16 protein-coding genes are annotated in these 17,353 nt (G+C 64.4%); 9 read left to right on the forward strand and 7 right to left on the reverse strand.

The window, feature by feature from the left end:
• Positions 1 to 45: 45 nt before the first annotated feature.
• The gene (locus ABIC09_RS20790) at positions 46 to 1,266 is read right to left on the reverse strand and encodes a hypothetical protein (RefSeq protein WP_354110386.1); all 1,221 of its coding nucleotides are present in this window, start codon (positions 1,264 to 1,266) and stop codon (positions 46 to 48) included.
• Positions 1,267 to 1,335: 69 nt separating this feature from the next.
• Positions 1,336 to 1,962 (reverse strand): NUDIX hydrolase, encoded by a 627-nt coding sequence (locus ABIC09_RS20795; RefSeq protein WP_354110387.1) that lies wholly within the window; start codon positions 1,960 to 1,962, stop codon positions 1,336 to 1,338.
• A 67-nt stretch (positions 1,963 to 2,029) separates the two neighbouring features.
• Between ABIC09_RS20795 and ABIC09_RS20800 the strand changes: the two genes are divergently transcribed.
• From ABIC09_RS20800 to ABIC09_RS20825, 6 genes are all read left to right on the forward strand, one after another.
• The gene (locus ABIC09_RS20800) at positions 2,030 to 2,455 is read left to right on the forward strand and encodes a PaaI family thioesterase (RefSeq protein WP_354110388.1); all 426 of its coding nucleotides are present in this window, start codon (positions 2,030 to 2,032) and stop codon (positions 2,453 to 2,455) included.
• A gap of 165 nt (positions 2,456 to 2,620) precedes the next feature.
• Positions 2,621 to 3,643, forward strand: a complete 1,023-nt coding sequence (locus ABIC09_RS20805; RefSeq protein ID WP_354110389.1) for an aldo/keto reductase — start codon at positions 2,621 to 2,623, stop codon at positions 3,641 to 3,643.
• A 15-nt stretch (positions 3,644 to 3,658) separates the two neighbouring features.
• The gene (locus ABIC09_RS20810) at positions 3,659 to 4,972 is read left to right on the forward strand and encodes a tetratricopeptide repeat protein (RefSeq protein WP_354110390.1); all 1,314 of its coding nucleotides are present in this window, start codon (positions 3,659 to 3,661) and stop codon (positions 4,970 to 4,972) included.
• A 214-nt stretch (positions 4,973 to 5,186) separates the two neighbouring features.
• Positions 5,187 to 5,765 carry a hypothetical protein gene (locus ABIC09_RS20815; RefSeq protein WP_354110450.1) on the forward strand — a complete coding sequence of 193 codons (579 nt, stop codon included), beginning with the start codon at positions 5,187 to 5,189 and terminating at the stop codon, positions 5,763 to 5,765.
• Positions 5,766 to 6,096: 331 nt separating this feature from the next.
• On the forward strand, positions 6,097 to 6,672 hold the full coding sequence (locus ABIC09_RS20820; protein ID WP_354110391.1) for a cysteine hydrolase family protein: 576 nt from the start codon (positions 6,097 to 6,099) through the stop codon (positions 6,670 to 6,672).
• A 110-nt stretch (positions 6,673 to 6,782) separates the two neighbouring features.
• Complete coding sequence (locus ABIC09_RS20825; protein WP_354110392.1) at positions 6,783 to 7,100, forward strand: hypothetical protein; 318 nt, start codon at positions 6,783 to 6,785, stop codon at positions 7,098 to 7,100.
• A 34-nt stretch (positions 7,101 to 7,134) separates the two neighbouring features.
• Here the strand turns inward: ABIC09_RS20825 and ABIC09_RS20830 are convergent, their stop codons facing one another.
• Genes ABIC09_RS20830 through ABIC09_RS20840 form a run of 3 tightly spaced genes read right to left on the reverse strand, consistent with a single transcriptional unit; the run spans position 7,135 to position 9,799 of the window.
• Positions 7,135 to 8,403, reverse strand: coding sequence for a flavin monoamine oxidase family protein (locus tag ABIC09_RS20830; RefSeq protein WP_354085659.1), 1,269 nt, complete (start codon positions 8,401 to 8,403; stop codon positions 7,135 to 7,137).
• Positions 8,404 to 8,412: 9 nt separating this feature from the next.
• Positions 8,413 to 9,117, reverse strand: a complete 705-nt coding sequence (locus tag ABIC09_RS20835; protein ID WP_148749929.1) for a RibD family protein — start codon at positions 9,115 to 9,117, stop codon at positions 8,413 to 8,415.
• A gap of 22 nt (positions 9,118 to 9,139) precedes the next feature.
• Positions 9,140 to 9,799 (reverse strand): FABP family protein, encoded by a 660-nt coding sequence (locus tag ABIC09_RS20840; RefSeq protein WP_354110393.1) that lies wholly within the window; start codon positions 9,797 to 9,799, stop codon positions 9,140 to 9,142.
• A gap of 471 nt (positions 9,800 to 10,270) precedes the next feature.
• On the opposite strand from ABIC09_RS20840, the gene ABIC09_RS20845 reads away from it, so the two are divergent.
• Positions 10,271 to 11,413, forward strand: a complete 1,143-nt coding sequence (locus tag ABIC09_RS20845) for a helix-turn-helix transcriptional regulator (protein WP_354110394.1) — start codon at positions 10,271 to 10,273, stop codon at positions 11,411 to 11,413.
• A gap of 8 nt (positions 11,414 to 11,421) precedes the next feature.
• Here the strand turns inward: ABIC09_RS20845 and ABIC09_RS20850 are convergent, their stop codons facing one another.
• Positions 11,422 to 11,670: a hypothetical protein gene (locus ABIC09_RS20850; protein ID WP_354110395.1), complete on the reverse strand. Its 249-nt coding sequence runs from the start codon at positions 11,668 to 11,670 to the stop codon at positions 11,422 to 11,424.
• Between the two features lie 160 nt (positions 11,671 to 11,830).
• The gene (locus tag ABIC09_RS20855) at positions 11,831 to 12,700 is read right to left on the reverse strand and encodes a VOC family protein (protein ID WP_354110396.1); all 870 of its coding nucleotides are present in this window, start codon (positions 12,698 to 12,700) and stop codon (positions 11,831 to 11,833) included.
• A 924-nt stretch (positions 12,701 to 13,624) separates the two neighbouring features.
• Between ABIC09_RS20855 and ABIC09_RS20860 the strand changes: the two genes are divergently transcribed.
• Positions 13,625 to 15,865 carry a TOMM precursor leader peptide-binding protein gene (locus ABIC09_RS20860; protein ID WP_354110397.1) on the forward strand — a complete coding sequence of 747 codons (2,241 nt, stop codon included), beginning with the start codon at positions 13,625 to 13,627 and terminating at the stop codon, positions 15,863 to 15,865.
• Between the two features lie 93 nt (positions 15,866 to 15,958).
• A complete protein-coding gene (locus tag ABIC09_RS20865) occupies positions 15,959 to 17,335 on the forward strand; it encodes a SagB/ThcOx family dehydrogenase (RefSeq protein WP_354110451.1) in 1,377 nt (458 codons plus the stop codon).
• Positions 17,336 to 17,353 lie beyond the last annotated feature (18 nt).

Genomic DNA, 17,353 nt, shown 5'->3' on the forward strand with positions numbered 1-17,353 from the left:
GCGTACTGGATGCCCCGGTCAAGCCGGGGCATGACAGCAATTGAATCAAAACGCCGCCGTCAGCTCCCGCGCGCCGGAATTGTTGCTGTTGCTGTCCATCCGCGCATCCGTCACCGCGAGCAGCTTCGCCACCGTGTTGTGGCGGATCGCGACCGGATTGCGCTCGTAGCCGCCGCGCTGGAAGAAGTTCGATGTCGGCACCTGCTCGCGCATCGCCTGCGGCATGGTCACCATGTCGAGGCCGGTACCGTCGCCGGTGAGGTTCATCATCTCGAGCTCGGCGGCGGTGAGCGGACGGGTATAGCCCTTGGCGCGTGCGAACAGCACCGAGGTCAAGAGCTTGTGGGTCTGCAGCATCGGCCCGATGTCGATGTCCAGCACCATCGCATGCATGGCCCAACCCTGCGTGGTGTCGCCGATCTTCTCATGCTCCGACCAGGTGTCAGGCACCGATTTCGCATGCGCCACCATCTTCTTCAGAACGCCGAGCTTGTGCTCGAGCGACTGGCGCTCCGGCCCTGAGCTGCGCGCCACCTTGTCGGAGAGCGCACGGATGAACTCATGGCCCTGCTCGGCCAGCAGCTCGACGCTGTTGGTGGTGAGCAGCTGGTTGTAGCCCATCGCGGTCGAGATCGCGCGCTTGCCGCCGTGCTCGATGCCCGCCTGCACGTCAAAATTGCCGGTGCCGCCGGTCTCGAACGAATAGACCCGCACTGCCTGCTCGCGCGTGAGCCCGGAGGAGAGCGCGTAGCGCGCATAGGCGCGCTTGAACTCGACCTCGTTGGTCGGACGCTGCGGCGTGAATTGATAGAGATCCTGTGCGGCGCGCAAGAGATCGGAGGCCACTGGAAGCGGCTTGCGCGTGGGGCGCTCCGGCGTTTCCTCGGGCTCGGGGTTCACCGGCCGCTTCGGCCCGGTATAGACCGGCGGCTGGTCCAGCACGTAATCGTCGAGCGTGATCTGCTGCCCGCCGCGCCGCTTGGCATTGCGGCCGCGGCGCTTTTCCGTGACCTGGCCCCAATAGGCGCCGGCCTCGGCATCGAAGGCGCCGCGGATCTGCTGATACTCGGCCAGCTTGCGGCGATATTCGAGCACCGCCGGCGACGCGCCGCCTCCGCTTTGCGCAAAAAACTGCGACAGAAGCTGGGCGTTGGCATTGCTGACGGCGGGCGGCAGCGCATCGGACTCGCCGCCACGCGCGGCGGGGATGAGCAGGACAAACGCCAGTGGAACCAGCGCCAGTTGTTTTCGAATCGAATGATGCATGCTGCCCTTTTAGCAGGCATCCGGTAACCGTCACGTTAACGCACCGTTTACCTCTTTTTGTTGCTTGCGTCACTTCCAGGCGAACACCGGCTGTTCCAGGTCGCCGACGCGGGTCTGCCGCCCCGCGAGTACCTCGCGGAACTGGTAGATCAGCGCCGCCGTCGGCGCATGGATCAGGCTCATCTGGTGATGGAAGCGGATCACGCGACGGTTGCTTTCGGCGATATCCGTGAAATCGAAGGCATCATCGCGCTCGATCGTGTCGAGCGAGATGCGATGGACGGAGGCGACCTCGTCCGGGTTCGGCGTGATCGCATTGCTCTCGGCAGCCCAGACCACGACCGGCGTGATCAGATAGCCGGAGCGCGTCGGATAGTCGTCGAGCAGACCGAGCACGGCGTCGACCGGAAGCCTGAGCGCGAGTTCCTCGTCGAGCTCGCGCAGCGCCGCCTCGACCGGCGTCTCGCCGGCATCGCAGCGTCCGCCCGGCAACGCCCACTGGCCGCGATGCGCGCGCAAGCTCGATGCGCGCTTGGTCAGCAGAAACGCGGTGTCGTCACCGTCATGGGATGCCATCAGCGCCAGCACCACCGCGGCGCGCTTCAGCGTCGACGGCTCGGCCGCATCGGGCAGCCGCGCGAATGTCGCGCAGGCCTGTGCGATATTCCGTCTGGTGGCATCGCCGAGAGCTCTCATGATGCTTGACTACACCAGGACCGCGCTCGATGAAACGAGATCAAGCGTTGCAAGGATGGACGGAGCGATGACCAGCAAGACCGCCGCGAAGCTCAAATCAGACGGCTGGACCATCCTCGAGACCACGGGCTTCATGCACCTGGTCGGCCCGTTGTGGGAACGCAAGGTCGACGGCCAATACGAATTCGCAATCGCCACCGAAGACAAGCACCACAACCGCCGCGGCATGGTCCAGGGCGGCGTGATGATGACCTTCGCGGACCGCACATGCGGCATGACCGCCCGCTACGTCTCCGGCAAGGAGTACATGGCGACGGTGCAGCTCGACACGCATTTCGTGGAAGCGGGCAAGATCGGCGACATCCTGATCTCCCGCCCCCGCGTGGTGCGCGCGACGCGCAGCCTGATCTTCATGAGCACAGAAGTCACCGTCGACGACCGTTGCGTCGTGATGGCGAACGGTGTGTTCAAGATTTTGAAGGGGCCGGAGTAGTCCTGCGCTGTCAGGCTGCCACCGCCCTCTCCGCGTCATTGCGAGCGCAGCGACGCAATCCAGAAATCTCTCCGCGGACGCATCTCTGGATCGCTTCGCTGCGCTCGCAATGACGGAGCGAGGCGGATATGCTGACGCCCACAAAAAGCAGCAAGGATAGGCCCCATGAAATACCGCCAGCTCGGCCGCTCCGGCCTGAAAGTGTCGCCGATCTGCCTGGGCACCATGATGTTCGGCGGGCCAACGGATGAAGCGGCATCAACGCGGATCATTGCCAAGGCACATGGCGCCGGCATCAACTTCATCGACACCGCGGACGCCTATTCGAAGGGCGGCTCCGAGGAGGTCGTGGGCCGCGCGATCGGCAACAACCGTCACGCCTGGGTGCTTGCGACGAAGCTCGCGAATCCCATGAACACTGGGACGGGCAACGATCCCAATCGCGCCGGGCTGTCGCGGCGCTGGGTGTTGCAGGCCGCCGACGAGAGCCTGAAGCGGCTCGGCACCGACCACATCGACATCTACTATCTGCACAAGGAAGACCACGCGACGCCGCTGGAGGAGACGGTGCGCGCGATGGGCGATTTGATCCGCGCCGGCAAAATCCGCTACTTCGGCGTCTCCAACTACCGCGCCTGGCGCGTCGCCGAGATTTGCAACATCTGCGACCGGCTCGGCATCGACCGTCCGGTGGCGAGCCAACCCTATTACAACGCGATGAACCGCATGCCCGAGGTCGAGCACTTTCCGGCCTGCGCCTATTACGGCCTCGGCATCGTGCCCTATAGCCCGCTGGCGCGCGGCGTGCTCACCGGCAAGTATAAGCCGGACGCAGCCCCCGACAAGGAAACGCGCGCGGGCCGCAACGACACCCGCATGATGCAGACCGAATGGCGGCCGGAATCGCTCCAGCTCGCGCAGGAGATAAAGGGCCACGCCGAGAAGAACGGCATCACCGCCGGCCAGTTCGCGGTGGCCTGGGTGCTCAACTCCGCCTTCGTCTCGTCGATCGTCGCAGGCCCGCGCACCGAGGAGCAGTGGGACGGCTACATAAGCGCGCTCGACTACAGCTTCACTGCGGAGGATGAAGCGCTGATCGACCGCCTGGTCGTGCCGGGCCATCCATCGACGCCGGGCTACAACGACCCCGCTTATCCGATCGAGGGACGCCGCGCGTGGACGGCTTGAACTCCGGAGACAACGATGGCGCTTGAAGACCGCTACGGACTGCCGCTCTCCACCACCTCGCACGAGGCAGCAAGCGCCTATCGTGAAGGCATCGATCTTATGCTCGCCGGCTGGACTGGCACGACGGAGACGCTGGAGCGCGCGATCGCCGCCGATCCGGATTTCGCGCTGGCCCACATCGCTCGCGCTCGCGTGCATGCGTTCTACCAGCAGGGCGATCTTGCACGGCAGAAGGCATCGCTGGCGCGCGAGCTTGTGGCCAGACGCGGCACGGAGCGCGAGCGCTCGCATGTCGAGACGCTGGCACTCGCTATCGAGGGACGCGGGCCCGACGCGATCGCCGCGATGTTCAAGCATGTCGAGAGCTGGCCGCGCGATGCCGTGGTGCTGTCGCTACCGCTCGGCGCGTTCGGCCTGTTCGCCTTCTCCGGCATGGCCGATCACGATCGCGCGCGGCATGAGCTCTGCGAACGCGTCGCGCATCACTATGGCGAGGACTGGTGGTTTCTCACCATGTCCGGCTGGGCGATGACCGAGAATGGCGACGTCGCCCGCGGCCGCGCCGTCACCGAGCGCGGCTTCAATTTGCGCCGCGCGAACGCCCACGCCGCACATGCCGTGTTGCATGCGATGTTCGAGGACGGCTCGATCGAGGCCGCCGACCGTCTCGTCGACGAATGGCTTCCGACTTACGACCGCGCCGGCATCCTGCACGGCCATATCCTCTGGCATCAGGCGCTCGGCGCGCTGGAGCACGGCGATGCGGCCCGCGCGCTCAAAATCTATGACGACGTGCTGCAGCCCTCCGCCACGCAGGCGCCGCCGCTCAACGTCATCACCGACGGCGCCTCGCTGCTCTGGCGCCTGTCGGCGTACGGCCACGCCGTGCCAAGGGCGCTCTGGGTCGAGGCCGACGCCACGGCTCAAAAACTCTTCCCGAAGTCGAGCCTGCCCTTCGCCGACGTCCACATGGCGCTGTTTGCGGCCGCGACGCAAAATCGCGCGGCGCTCGCAGCACGCCTGACCGTGATCGAGCAGCGCCTTGCCGATGGCATGCTGCCTGCCGGCCCCGTGGTGCCGGCGATCTGCCGCGCGCTCGCGGCGTTCGCGGACGAGAATTACGCGGTTTGCGTGCGCGAGCTCGCGCCTGTCCTCCCTGAGGTCGTGCGCATTGGCGGCAGCCATGCCCAGCGCGAGCTGATCGAGGACACTTTCCTTGTCGCCCTGATGCGCAGCGGCGAGCTGCCGCGTGCCCGCAGCCTGCTCGGCGCCCGCCTGCATCGCCGGCCGTCCTTGCGCGATAGGCGCTGGCAGGCGGCGACGGCCTAATTCTGCCACGAAAAAAACACCGGCCTGGCGGCAAGTGCCTGCCGGGACGGATTGGAGCGATTGGGGCGAATCGCCGATGGGTGGCGCGGTGGTATTCCAGACGGGCTTTGTCGAACGCTTGGCGGTGCAAACGGGATCGCAACCAGTTTGCGATTCGATGGTGATTGGGCGGAACTTTCGCCTGTCCGTGGCCCCCTGGCACATGATCCTGACGATGCGCCTCAGCCGGCCGGTTCTGGCTGCACTCTTCCTCTCCCTCGCAAGCCCTTGTTTTGCCGGATCTTCCAGCACGATCCCGGTGAACAATCCGCCGATCCGGCTGAATAATTTCATCGACATGCTGGCGCTGATGTCGGGCCATTGCAAAACGCTCAGGGTTGCCGGGCGCGCCTTTGCCTGCAAGACCGTGGCATACGCCCATGACGACAAGGGCCGAGTCAATTTCGCGGTCGCCGTCGACGATCCCTCCGACGAGAACCACGTCGTGTCGTTCTCCGGCGAGAACGGGAAGCGGGCGGACGACAATTCCTATGAGCTGCCGATCGACCGCATGCTGCTCAACTCCAAGACCCGGCCGAAGGTCGACGGCCTGCCGGTGCCGGCGGAGCAGACCTCCACCGGCACCTGCCGCCAGACCGGCAATTTCGCTGCGAAGAAGGTCAACGACGTCACCTGCTCTGCCACCGACAACGAGGGCCGCAAATACGAGCTGCTGTTCGTCTCCGACGGCAAGCCAGTGAGCGTGCGCCGCATCAGGCAGTCCTCGCCGTCGATCCAGGATCCGTTCAAGTAGCGGCATCGCCGAGAAAGACGCCATTCTCGCTGCCCTGTCCGAGCGGCATGGCTTTCCCGATCCGCATCCATGAGGGGGCGCTGCCCGCGCAATCCACTCTCGTGTCCCGGACGCGGTGCAGCGCGTAGCGCTGCTCCGCAGAGCCGGGACCCAGGCTGCAAAGAGTACTCGTGGAAACATGGGCCCAGGCCCTGCGGCGCACCGTCGAAGAGACGCTGCGCTGCGTCCGGGGCACGAGAAGCGTCGCGAAACGAGGGAAGATTGGCATTGTGCTCTTTCCCGATCGCCCGACATATTTGACCCAGCAAACAAGCTCCGGAATCCGCACGCCATGCCTCATGCCCTCCCCGCCCTCATCGTCGTCGACGTCCAGCGCGCATTCGACGAATGGGAGGCAGCGGGCAAGCGGCGCAACAATCCGGATGCGGTGGCGCGCATTGTTGATCTGCTCGCGGCGTTCAGGGCCAGCGGCGCGCCGATCTTCCACATCCGCCACCGAGGCACCAAGCCGAACTCGACGTTTTTGCCCTCACGCACCGGCTACGCCGTCAAGGACGAGGCGCGCGAGCAAGCCGGCGAGCCTGTGATCGTCAAGCGCGTCAACAGCGCCTTCATCGGCACCGACCTCGAGAAGCGCCTGCGCGCGAGCGACATCGCCACGCTCGTGATCTGCGGCGCCACCACCAATCATTGCGTCGAAACGACGACGCGCATGGCCGGCAATCTCGGCTTCGAAGCGGCCCTCGTGCGCGACGCGACCTGGACATTCGATCGCGTCGGCCCCGACGGCGACACGCACTCGGCCGAATCCATCCACGCGATGACGCTGTCGAACCTGAACGGTGAATTTGCCCGCATCGTGACCACGAACGACGTGATCTGCTCGCTCGCAGCGGTGCGACAATAAATCTCAGCGCGATTGCGCGTTGATCGTCTGCGTCGTTTCGACGCCCGCACTCGCCGGAACGCAACAAACGCCCATCTGTTGTCACTCGACATCTCAACTGGAGTGATGACATGAAGTATCTTTTTGTCGCGATGGCCATCGGTGCGGCTGCGCTCACCGCGTCCGCAGCCAACGCGGCAAGCGGCGGCAAGGCCAAGCCGTACGCGCAAGTCAGCCAATCGACCGACGTCAGCGCGCAGCACAGGCACGGCCATTACGGCCATCGCCATCATCGCTGGCACCCTCATCATCACGGCTACTATCGGCCGCACTATCGCAGCTACGGCTACTATCCGCGACACCAAGGTTATTACGGCGGCGGACCCTACGGCTATTATGGCGGCGGCGGTCCCAGCGTGACGTTTGGCTTCGGCGCCAATCGCTGGTGAGATGGGAGGCCCGCAGAGATGCGGGCCTTCTTTCTCAACGCTGCAGGATGAGGCCAGCCGTCTCCAAGCCGCTCGCAAGTGCCGCCTCCACCGTGCCCATATCGCGGCCACGATAGAGCGCCTCGCCGGAGAACAACACCACCCCGTCGGCGCGCGCGAGACTCTCCTGCGCCGTCCGCGTCTGCGGCGTCGCCCAGGAATAGGCGCCGCGCGCAAAGGGATCGCGCGCCCAGTTGGCGGCTTCCGCCGCCACGAGGTCGCCTACGAGATCATTGCGTGAAAGTCCAAAGATCGCGGCGAGCGAGTCGATACCGGCGTCGATCAAGCCCCGTCGATTGAGTCCGGCCAGCGCGGCGGTGCGCGGCCCGCCGAACCAGCCAGTCAGCACGGGAAGTTCGGATGGATTCTGCGTCCACCACACCGGGATCGTCTCGTCCGACAGCAGAAAGGTGAGATCGGCGAGATCCGCCGCCCTGTCGCGCCACCATGGCCGTGTGAAGCGCAGCAGGATCTTGATGACATTGCCGAAGCCGATGTCGGCCGCCGCGGCCGCCTTTTCGCGCGCGGCTTGCGGCAGCGCGATCTCGCGCAACAGCGGTAGCGGTACGGTGAGGATCACCTTGTCACAGGTGAACGCCTCGCCGCCCGCGCAACGGACCGCAACGGTGGTGCCCTCTTCGATCGCCACCACCGCGCAATTGAGGTGGATCACAACGCCATGCCTGCAGCATTCGGCCGCCAGAAACGCAATCAACGCGCCGTAGCCGCCGACGACGCGCCCCTGCGAATGGTGCCCGCCGTCCATCCACTCCGCACGCAAGGCCAGCGTCGAGGCGCGCTCGGGTTCGGCGGCGTCGTAGCCTTCGACCATCCGTTCGATCGTGTGCCGCATCCGCGCATATTGATCGCCTGCAAAATGTCGGTGCAGGAACTCGGCGACGGTGAGGTCGTCCTTCAGGTCCCTCAGCGCGGCATGAAGCTCGGCCTCATGCGGATTGTCCCGGCCTTCACGCGAGAGTTTTGTGCCGTCAAAGCTCCATTGCGTGCCTTCGATGGCCTGCAGCGACAGCCCCGCCTCGCTCAGCAGACCGCGCGTGACCGGCGCTTCGCCATGGACGAACTCGGCGCCGCCATCGGCGGGATAGCCGAACGCCGACGCCGGCAGCGGATGGATGCGTCCGCCGCAACGGTCGCGCGCCTCCAGAATTGTGACGCGTTTCCCCACCCGCGCAAGCTCGCGCGCGGCCATCAAGCCGGCCGCGCCCGCGCCGACGATGACGATATGCTCTGACTTGTTCGACATTGCCGTTGCTTATTGGCGCGCGGCGTCGTTCTGGATCAGGTAGCGCAGCAGCAGCACGCCGCCGCCGAGCTGCCGCGTGCTCTCCAGCGTCATCGCGGCGAGCGGCGCGCGCTTGTCGCTGTCGGCGTCCGTCGAATCGAACACGAAGGGTGCACCCCTGGCACCATCGATCGCGGGGCTGAGGATCAGGTTGAATTCGTCGATCAGGCCGGCGCGGAGGAACGCGCCATTGGCGACGCCGCCGCCCTCCACCAGCAGGCGCTTGACGCCCAGCTCGCGATTGAGAATCTCGATGGCCAATGCGAGGTCGATCTCGGACTTTCCGGCGAAGATATAAGACACGCCCTCGCCACGCAGGCCGGCGAGATGCGAATCCGGTACGCTCTCGGTCAGCACCACGACGATCGGATCGCCGCCGATGTCAGAGCGGCCCCAGCCGATCTTGCCGTGCGCGTCGAGCACCACGCCATAGGTTTCCGCATCGCGCCGCGCCAACCAGTTTTCGCGCGGGAGTATTTCGCGCGCCGTCCCGGGATAGGGCTTGCCCTTGGCGAACTCGGAGCCGGTGACGCGGCCGATCACCCAGGCATCGCCGCCGAGCTCGTCATGGATCTTCTCGAACCAGTCGGTGCCGGCGCCCTTCGGGCGCCAGCGGCTGGGATGGGTGCGGCCGTCGAGGCTCGCGTGCATCAGGCAAATGACGTAAGGCTTCATGCAAATTCTCCGTGCCCGCTCGTCAGGCCGGCTTACCATCCTTGGCGCGATTGTTCACGATCACCGCGAGCGGATTGAGTTTTGGCGGCGCGACCAGCAGAAGCGTATTACTATCATGATGGTTGAACGGCGCCCCGCGGACGAACAACTCGGTCTGGATCTCGTAGCTCCAGCTGCCATCGTCGTTGAAGCTGATGTCGCAGCGGTAACTATCGGTGCGGAAGGCTTGTTCCAGGAAGTCGGTCGAGCAGATCCCGTAAGCGGTGTCGCCGCGCTTCGCCGTGACGGAGATCTTTTTATCATCCGGCTTGGCCTGGCCGGAGGCCAGCAGCACCTGCCCGCGCGGGATCGCAAGCGTCTGCATGATCAACCCGGTCGCGGGCTCCCAGAGCCAGTAGCCGACCTGGTCGTGGAAGGTGATGTCTTCCTCGGGCGTGTTGATGTGAATGTGATAGCGCAGCCCGTAGAACAGCTGCGGCCCGTTGGCCTGCGGATCAATCGGGTCCATCCGGATGTGCTCGATGAAGGTCCGCCGCTCCGGCCCCTCCGCCTTCGGATTGATATCGATGCCCTTGTCCGCCTGCCAGGTGCCGGCGAGCCGGCGGAGCGGCCCGAGATTGGCAAGACTGTCGGGCGAGACGTCCTCGGGCTCGGTGAAAATGTCAGCGGGAATGGGGAGCATGGAAACCTCGCATCGTTGCGCAGGACAGCAATAGCACAAGGGCGGCGTGAATCGAGCGGAATGGAACCGGAAGGGGACCGGCGCGTTGCGAGCCCTTGAGTCATTTGCCCGCCATCATTCAATGGCATTTTCAGGAAGGACTTTTGCATCATCCACTGCTGCAACTCGATTTAGTCTGCATACGCAGCGCGACATCTGCCGAAGTTTTACTCAGGACATCCCACAGACCGAGGATAGGATCTCCGCCGTCGAGCGCAGATCTCCCGGCATTCACGAAAGCCACGGCATCCGGCCAAAAGGCGTCACAAGAGTTTGTGCTCGGAGTACCCCTTTTGCGCCGCGGAATCGCGGTGGTAAGACCATGAGCCAACAGCTGAGACATTCGCCATTGGCGGATCGATCGGCTCGGGAGCGATTTTCAAGCGACGTCGGTGATTTTGACGCCGGTGATATTCAAGTGAGTAGTTTGGAATGCAGCGGGTTTCAGTCGAGAAATTCTCGGATCTCATCGGTGCTGTCTATGACTGTGTGATCGCACCTGAACGGTGGGCCGGAGTTCTGGACGAGGTATGCACCGAGTTCGGATTCGCCACCGGCGCGCTTTCAGTGGCCAGCCTCACCAACATGAAGGCCGTCGTCAATGCCGTCTCCGGGTCCGACCTGACCCAGATGTCTCAAAATGCGATCGGCTATGGGCCCGACATCATCGAGCTCTGGGGCGGCGCCGAGCGCATTCAGCAATACCCGCTCGGAGAACCCATCGTTCAATCCCAGGCCGTCCGGCAGGACATCATTTCCAGCAATCGCTACTATCGTGAATGGGCCTTGCCCAAGGGCCTGTTCGACGCCGTCGCCGTCGGCCTCGTGCGCGACGGGACGATGGTCGGCAACGCGATCTTCAGCCAGCACGAGTCCGCCGGCGCCATCGGCGATGCGCAGCTCAACGGATTACGCTTGCTCGCACCTCACATCCGCCGCGCCGTGACCATCAGCAATCTGTTCGACATGAAGACGGTCGAAGCCGCGGCATTCTCCGAGACCGTGGAGACCCTGACGGTCGGTGTCGTCCTGGTGGACGAGGAGTCGCAGATCGTTCACACCAACGCCGTCGCTACCGCGATGCTCGCGGCCGGCGATCCGATCTTGACGCGACATGGCCGCATCGCGGTTCAGTCGGCGACGACGACCACTTCATTGCAATCGGCCATCGTGCAGGCCGCGAAGGACGAGGCGGCACTTGGCCAGAAGGGCATTGGCATCCCGATCCTTCGCGGAAGCGGCGACCCGCTCGTCATCCACGTTCTGCCGCTGCGACGCGGTCACATGCGCGCCGGCCTGATCCAGCGCGCTGCCGCCGCCCTGTTCGTGGCGTCAGCCTCCGGACCGCCGCAGATGTCTCACGTCGCTCTCAACCAGCTCTACGATTTGACGCCAGCCGAGATTCGCATCTTCGAGCTCATCTGCGAGGGCCATACCCGCGACGCGATCTCAGGACTGCTCGGCGTGTCCGTCGCCACCGTGAAGAGCCATTTGCTTCATGTGTTCGAAAAGACAGGCTGCCGCCGCCAAGTCGATCTGGTCAGGCTCGCGAGATCACTGATATTTCCGGTATGAGGCGGCTCTCAAGCCGCTTCGGACGTCGATTTGGCGCGCTGCTCGAGCATGCCGATCGTCGAGACCAGATTGTCGCGGCGCGCGCGTAGGTTCGCCGCGCGCGGCGGATAGGTCGGCTGCTGCGCGTCGAACACCCCGACCCGGGCCTCTTCCTCGAGAATGTCGGTGTTGAGCAGCCGGACACGCCACCACAAATCGGCGATCAACGCATCAAGCCGGAGCTCTCCAGCTGCACCAGAACGGGACACTTCCTGCATCGCTTGCCTCAACCTGAAACGGCCCCCCAGTTGAGGCCGGGCTTTGGCCCTGACTGAGCAAGCGGAGTGCCAGGAAGCGGGCGCGATCCGAAAAGCAGGGCTCCGGTCCCGCCAAGTGCGCCTGAAACAACCAGGTCGATGACCCGCGAAGCGTCTCGTCCTAGCGCTTCGTCTTGTGAAGCACCATCCGGCCCTGTGAAGCAATGTCACCCCATTTGGCGGACCAGGTGACCTCCGGGGCGGAGGAACGCGCGATGCCCTTTTGATCCCACGCCCCCTGCAGTGCAAACAGGGCGCCCTGGGGATCGACACATCGCACGATCCAGCAACCATCGGGCAACTCGATCGGCTCCTGAAGAACCCGGCCTCCGCCGGCATCGACCCGCCGGGCCGCCACCCCGACGTCCTCGACATTGAAGTAATGGAGCCAACACGCCTGCGGTACGCTCGGAAGCTTGGTGAGCATGCCGCCGATCGTCTGCCCGGCCGCCGAAAACAATTCGTACACGCTTGCCGGGTCGGCCTCAGTGGAGGCCTGTTGCCAGCCGAGAAGCTTGCCGTAAAACGGAAAGACCTTGCTTCGGTCTTCAGCCAGCAACTCGTGCCAGCCCACGCGCCCGGGCTGGTCCAACCCACTCTGCTGCGATTGGCCATATGTCAGCCCGGTGACCAGCGCAAACGTCGCTCCTTGCGGATCGGCGACCACCGCAATGCGGCCGATGTTGCTGTCGGTCGGCGCGACGAGGATCGCGCCTCCAAGCCGGCGGATCTGCGCGACCCGCGCATCCATGTCATCGACGGCGACGTAGCCGAGCCATCTCGGTGTTGCTCCCATTCGCACCCCTTCTTCGGGGAGATCCATCAGCCCGACGACCGGAGCGTCGCCTGCAGCCAGCAGCGTGTAAGCCAGTTCCGGGCTCGAGGCATCTTTCACAGCCCAGCCGACCACCCCGGCGTAAAAAGCAGCCGCCGACGGCATATCCGTCGTCAGAAGCTCATACCAAACGAAGCGTCCGAGTTGAACGACCAAGCTAGTGTCCCCGTTCGCGCGGACAGACGGTTGCGCACTGCATCATGCGCCGCAGCCCGTGTCATCGATAGGGAATTTGGACAGGAATTTGTGGCAATGCCATTCATGAAGATGAATGCAATCTGAACCAGCGCCATTACATTTCGTGTTCACGCGAATCTTGCCCGCTTTGATTGCTCGGCGTAGGATGATTGTAGAAGATCGTTCTTCCGACCATGGAGGATGCAGCCGTGCAGCGAGCGAAGCAAGCTTCGAAAAAGAAGCGAATGACCAAAGCTGCAGTACCGGCGCTCGGATTTGCCGGACTGACCTTTTCGATGGCGGGAAGCGCGATGGCGTCCGCAGTGCCGGCGGACGAGCCTCAACAACGAGTGAATTTTTCGCCTGGCCAGTTCTCTGCGCTCAGCGAGGAAGAGCTCGCCGACGTCAATCTCGCCACCTTCCATCTCGCTAGTGACGAGAAGACTCTCAGCGGCGTGCTGCTTGCGCGCGGATGCGGCGGCTGCAGAGGATGCGGTGGTTGCAGAGGTTGCGGTGGCTGCCGAGGCTGCGCAGGCTGCAGAGCCTGTCGCTGCGGCGTCGGTTGTGGCGTTGGCATTGGCTGCGCCGTTGTTGCGCCGGTGGCATGCACAGGATGCTGCGCATCATGGGGCCGCTGCCGCTGGTGCTAGGCGCTGGCGCTTCTTGACCGGACATCGACAGGTCGCGATTTCATTGGCCGGGTTCGCTAACGACCCCGGCCAATTTGCTGTTGTCGCCACAGGATTCGTTTCGCCCGGCTCCTTAGCTTGCCGATGGCGAGCGAGTGTGTTCCAACTTGTTCGAAGAAGGCCGGTCGAATTCGGCGCACAAGTCGGGCCGCTTCAAGCTCCGTCGTGCGCCGGCAATCGGACATGACGGGAACAGGATCCGCGTGCTGACCCGATGACAGTCAAGCGAAAGAGCAACGCTGCGAAGCAGACCCGCAAGGACATTTTGCGATTCGCACCAAACTTCACCGCCTATCTGCTTCCTCCCAATGCGGTCTGTCTCTATTCCGAGAACCGCAAGTTCTTCCTGCACGGCGATCTCTATTGCGCCGTGGCAAGCGCAATCGGAAAGAACGGCAAGACGGCGCCGGAGATCATCCGCCAGCTCTCGAAGAGTTTTCCCGTCACCGGGATCGAGGAAGCAATCAGGCGGCTGCTGGAGCGCCGCTACGTCGTCAACGGAGCATCGCACGCAGGCGCCGTCGCCGGATATTGGGCAAGCCTCGGCCTGCCTCCGGAGGTCGCCGAAGAGAACCTGCGCAATTGGCCTGTGCGGGTCGAATCAATCGACGTCAAAGGCGCGAGCGAACTGAGCGCAGCGTTGGGCAAGCTCGGGGTTCACATCACCAGGCGATCGCCCAGGCTCATCATCACGCTTGTGAACGACTACCTCGAACGGCAGCTCGCCGAACTGAACGGCCAGCGCGTCGCCGACGGGACGCCCTGGCTGCTGGTCCAGCCGTCCGGCGCGTTTCCGCTGGTGGGGCCCGTGTTCAAGCCGGGCGAGAGCGCCTGCTGGACCTGCCTGCATGATCGCATGATCCGCAATCGCGAGATCAAGGGATTTCTGGACCGCGGCGCGGCGCAAGCGGTGGCTATATCGCCGCTGGTCAGCGACACCGTGGGCGAGACCGCGATCCATTTCGCTGCTATTGAAATCGCGAAGGCGATCGCCTCCGGATTTCGCACCGATCTCACCAATCACATCGCAAGCTTCGATTTGACCGGGGCGGCCATCGCCAAGCACTACGTCGCGAAGCGCCCGCAATGCGCGACCTGCGGCAGCAGGAAGCTCAGGAATCCGCGACGAACAGCAGCGCCGATCGAGCTTGCCGAGGGCAGAAAGCTGGTCATGACCAGCGGCGGATACCGCACCGTGACGTCGCGAGCGACCGTGGCGCGGTTCCGCAAGCACGTCAGCCCGCTGACCGGCGTGGTGTCGCGGCTCGAGCGGATCGAGGTCGACCTGCCGATGAACACCAATTTTTTTGCGCACCACAATTTCTCCGCGCCGGCCTGGAACGTCGACCAGCTCAGGTCCGGCCTGAGCGGCGGCAGCTTCGGCAAGGGCTCCACGGCCGAGCAGGGCGAGGCCAGTGCACTGATGGAGGCGATCGAGCGCTATTCCGGCATCTTCCAGGGCGACGAGATCAGGACGACGCGCCGCTTTGCCGATTTCGCTCCCGGTGACGCGCTTCTTCCCAACGACGTCCAGTTCTTCAGTGACACGCAGTTTCAGAACAGGCATGTCCCGCTGCCGGACGATTCACATCCGGTTCCCGAGCCGTTCGATCCCGCGACCAAAACCGAGTGGTCGCCGGTCTGGTCGTTACGCGACAAGCGTTTCAAATATCTTCCGACCGGCTTGCTGTATTTCTTCTATGGCGGCTTCCACACCGATTCGAACGGATGCGCTGCCGGCAACACCCGCGAGGAGGCCATCGTTCAAGGTTTCCTCGAACTGGTCGAACGCGATGCCTACGCGATCTGGTGGTACAACCGCGTGCAGCGTGCCGAACTCGATCTCTCGCAATTCGAGGATTCCTACGTGCGGGATCTCCAGAGCCAGTTTGCCGATGCGGGGCGCCGGCTCTGGGTGCTCGACATCACCAGCGATCTCGGCATTCCCTCCTATGTTGCGATCATGCACTGGATGCAGAACGGACACGAGAACATCGAGTTCGGGTCCGGCTCGCATTTCGATCGCCGCATCGCCTTGCTGCGTTCGCTTACCGAGCTGACCCAGTTCATGTCGATCGGGATGATGAGCGGCGGCAGCGGCGAGAAGCCGTCGCTTGACGGTGTCACACCGCTGCGGCTGGACGATTATCCGTTCCTGACCCCCAGCGACAATCCGCTGCTCCCGCCGGCGCCTGGGATCACAGTTCACGACAACACGCGCGACCAGGTCAATGCCTGCGTGGAGATCGCGGGCCGCGCAGGATATGATTTTCTCGTGCTCGACCAGACGCGGCCCGACGTCGAGGTCCCCGTCGTCAGGGTGCTCGTTCCGGGCCTGCGGCATTTCTATCGCCGCTTCGGGCCCGGCCGGCTTTACGACGTCCCGGTGAAGCTTGGGCTGCTGGACCGCCCGCGGCTGGAAAGCGAGCTCACTCCGTTCCTGCCACACACCTGAAGGCTGGTCTCGTTGCGCGTTCCCCGGAAAAAGCCGAGCAGGACAATCGCGCCCATCATCGCCGCCCGGCTGAACGGCCGCTTCTCGCTTCACATGCAGGCCGACGGAAGCATTGCCGCGGTCTCGGGCGATTATTCGGTCAGCCTCGGACAATTCAGCGCCGCGGCAATCGCGCGCGCGGGGCATCTGGCCACCGGCCTGCCGCTCACCTCCCTTGCCGGCAAGAGCACCCTCGCGCGGCAGCTTCGTGCTCTGGTGCGGCGGTTGGCGCAGCATGGGCTGCTCGACTATCGCCTGTTCTCTCCCCGTGACGCGCAAGACCTGGTGGTCATCGAGCCCCAGATCGCCGGATACTGGCCGCAACGCGCCAAGCTATCGAGCGCCGACACGATCGTGTTGTCGCGCTTCGCCTATCTGCGCCGGCGCGGCAACGAGATGGTGCTGGAATCGCCGCGCGCCGGCGCGCTGTTCCGGATTTGCGATCCCGCCATCGCCGCCACGCTGGCTGCCCTGTCGCAACCGCAAATGATCGGCAAGCTTCGCAAGCAGATGGCCTCCCTGAACCTCGATCTGCTCGGACTGCTGCTCGACAGCGAGATCCTGATCAAGCGCGACACGAAAGACGGAGACGGCCTTCGCCTGGAAAACGGCGACAGCAACCTCGCTCTCTGGGATTTCCACGACCTCGTGTTTCACGCGCGGAGCACGGAGGGCCGGCACGCCAATCCGGTTGGCGGCACGTACGCGCATGCGGGGGCTATTCCGCCGCTGCCTGCCGTGCGCCCGCCCTGGCGCGGCAAGAAAATCTCCCTCGGCAAATTCGCCACGCCGGAGCCCGCGTCGCCCTTCGCAAAACTGCTACGCGCGCGCCACTCGACACGGGATTTCGACGATCAGCATCCCGTCACGCTCGCCGAGCTCGCGCGGTTTCTCGACGCCACCGCCCGCGTGCTGTCGGAATGGAAGAGCGGCGCCGATGTCGACGGCGGCCCGGAGGTCACCTACAGCTCGAGACCGTATCCGGGCGCAGGCAGCGCCTATGAGCTGGAGCTGTACCTGACGGTCTCGAACTGCGAGGGCCTTGCGCCCGGGCTTTATCACTATGACGCCGGCGGCCACGCACTGGTCGCAATCGACGCCTCCGCCAATCAACTCCAGGCGCTTTCGATGGCCGCCGAATTTGCCATGGGAGCATCCGGTCCGCCGCAGATCCTGATCACGATCGCCGCGCGCTTCGGCCGGATCTCCTGGAAATACTCTTCGATCGCCTATTCGCTGATCCTGAAAGACGTCGGCTGCCTGATCCAGACGTTCTACCTGGCCGCCACCGACATGGGCCTCGGCGGCTGCGCCATCGGCACCGGCAATATCGATCTGTTCGCAAAAATGACGGGGCTGGAATTTTATGTCGAGGGGCCGGTCGGGCAGTTTGCGCTCGGGCGTGGGAGGAAGGCGGCAATCTCAAGCTAGCAGCCCCGGCGGAGGCTC

This window comes from Bradyrhizobium sp. S3.12.5, assembly GCF_040548225.1.
Classification (GTDB): Bacteria; Pseudomonadota; Alphaproteobacteria; order Rhizobiales; family Xanthobacteraceae; genus Bradyrhizobium; species Bradyrhizobium cytisi.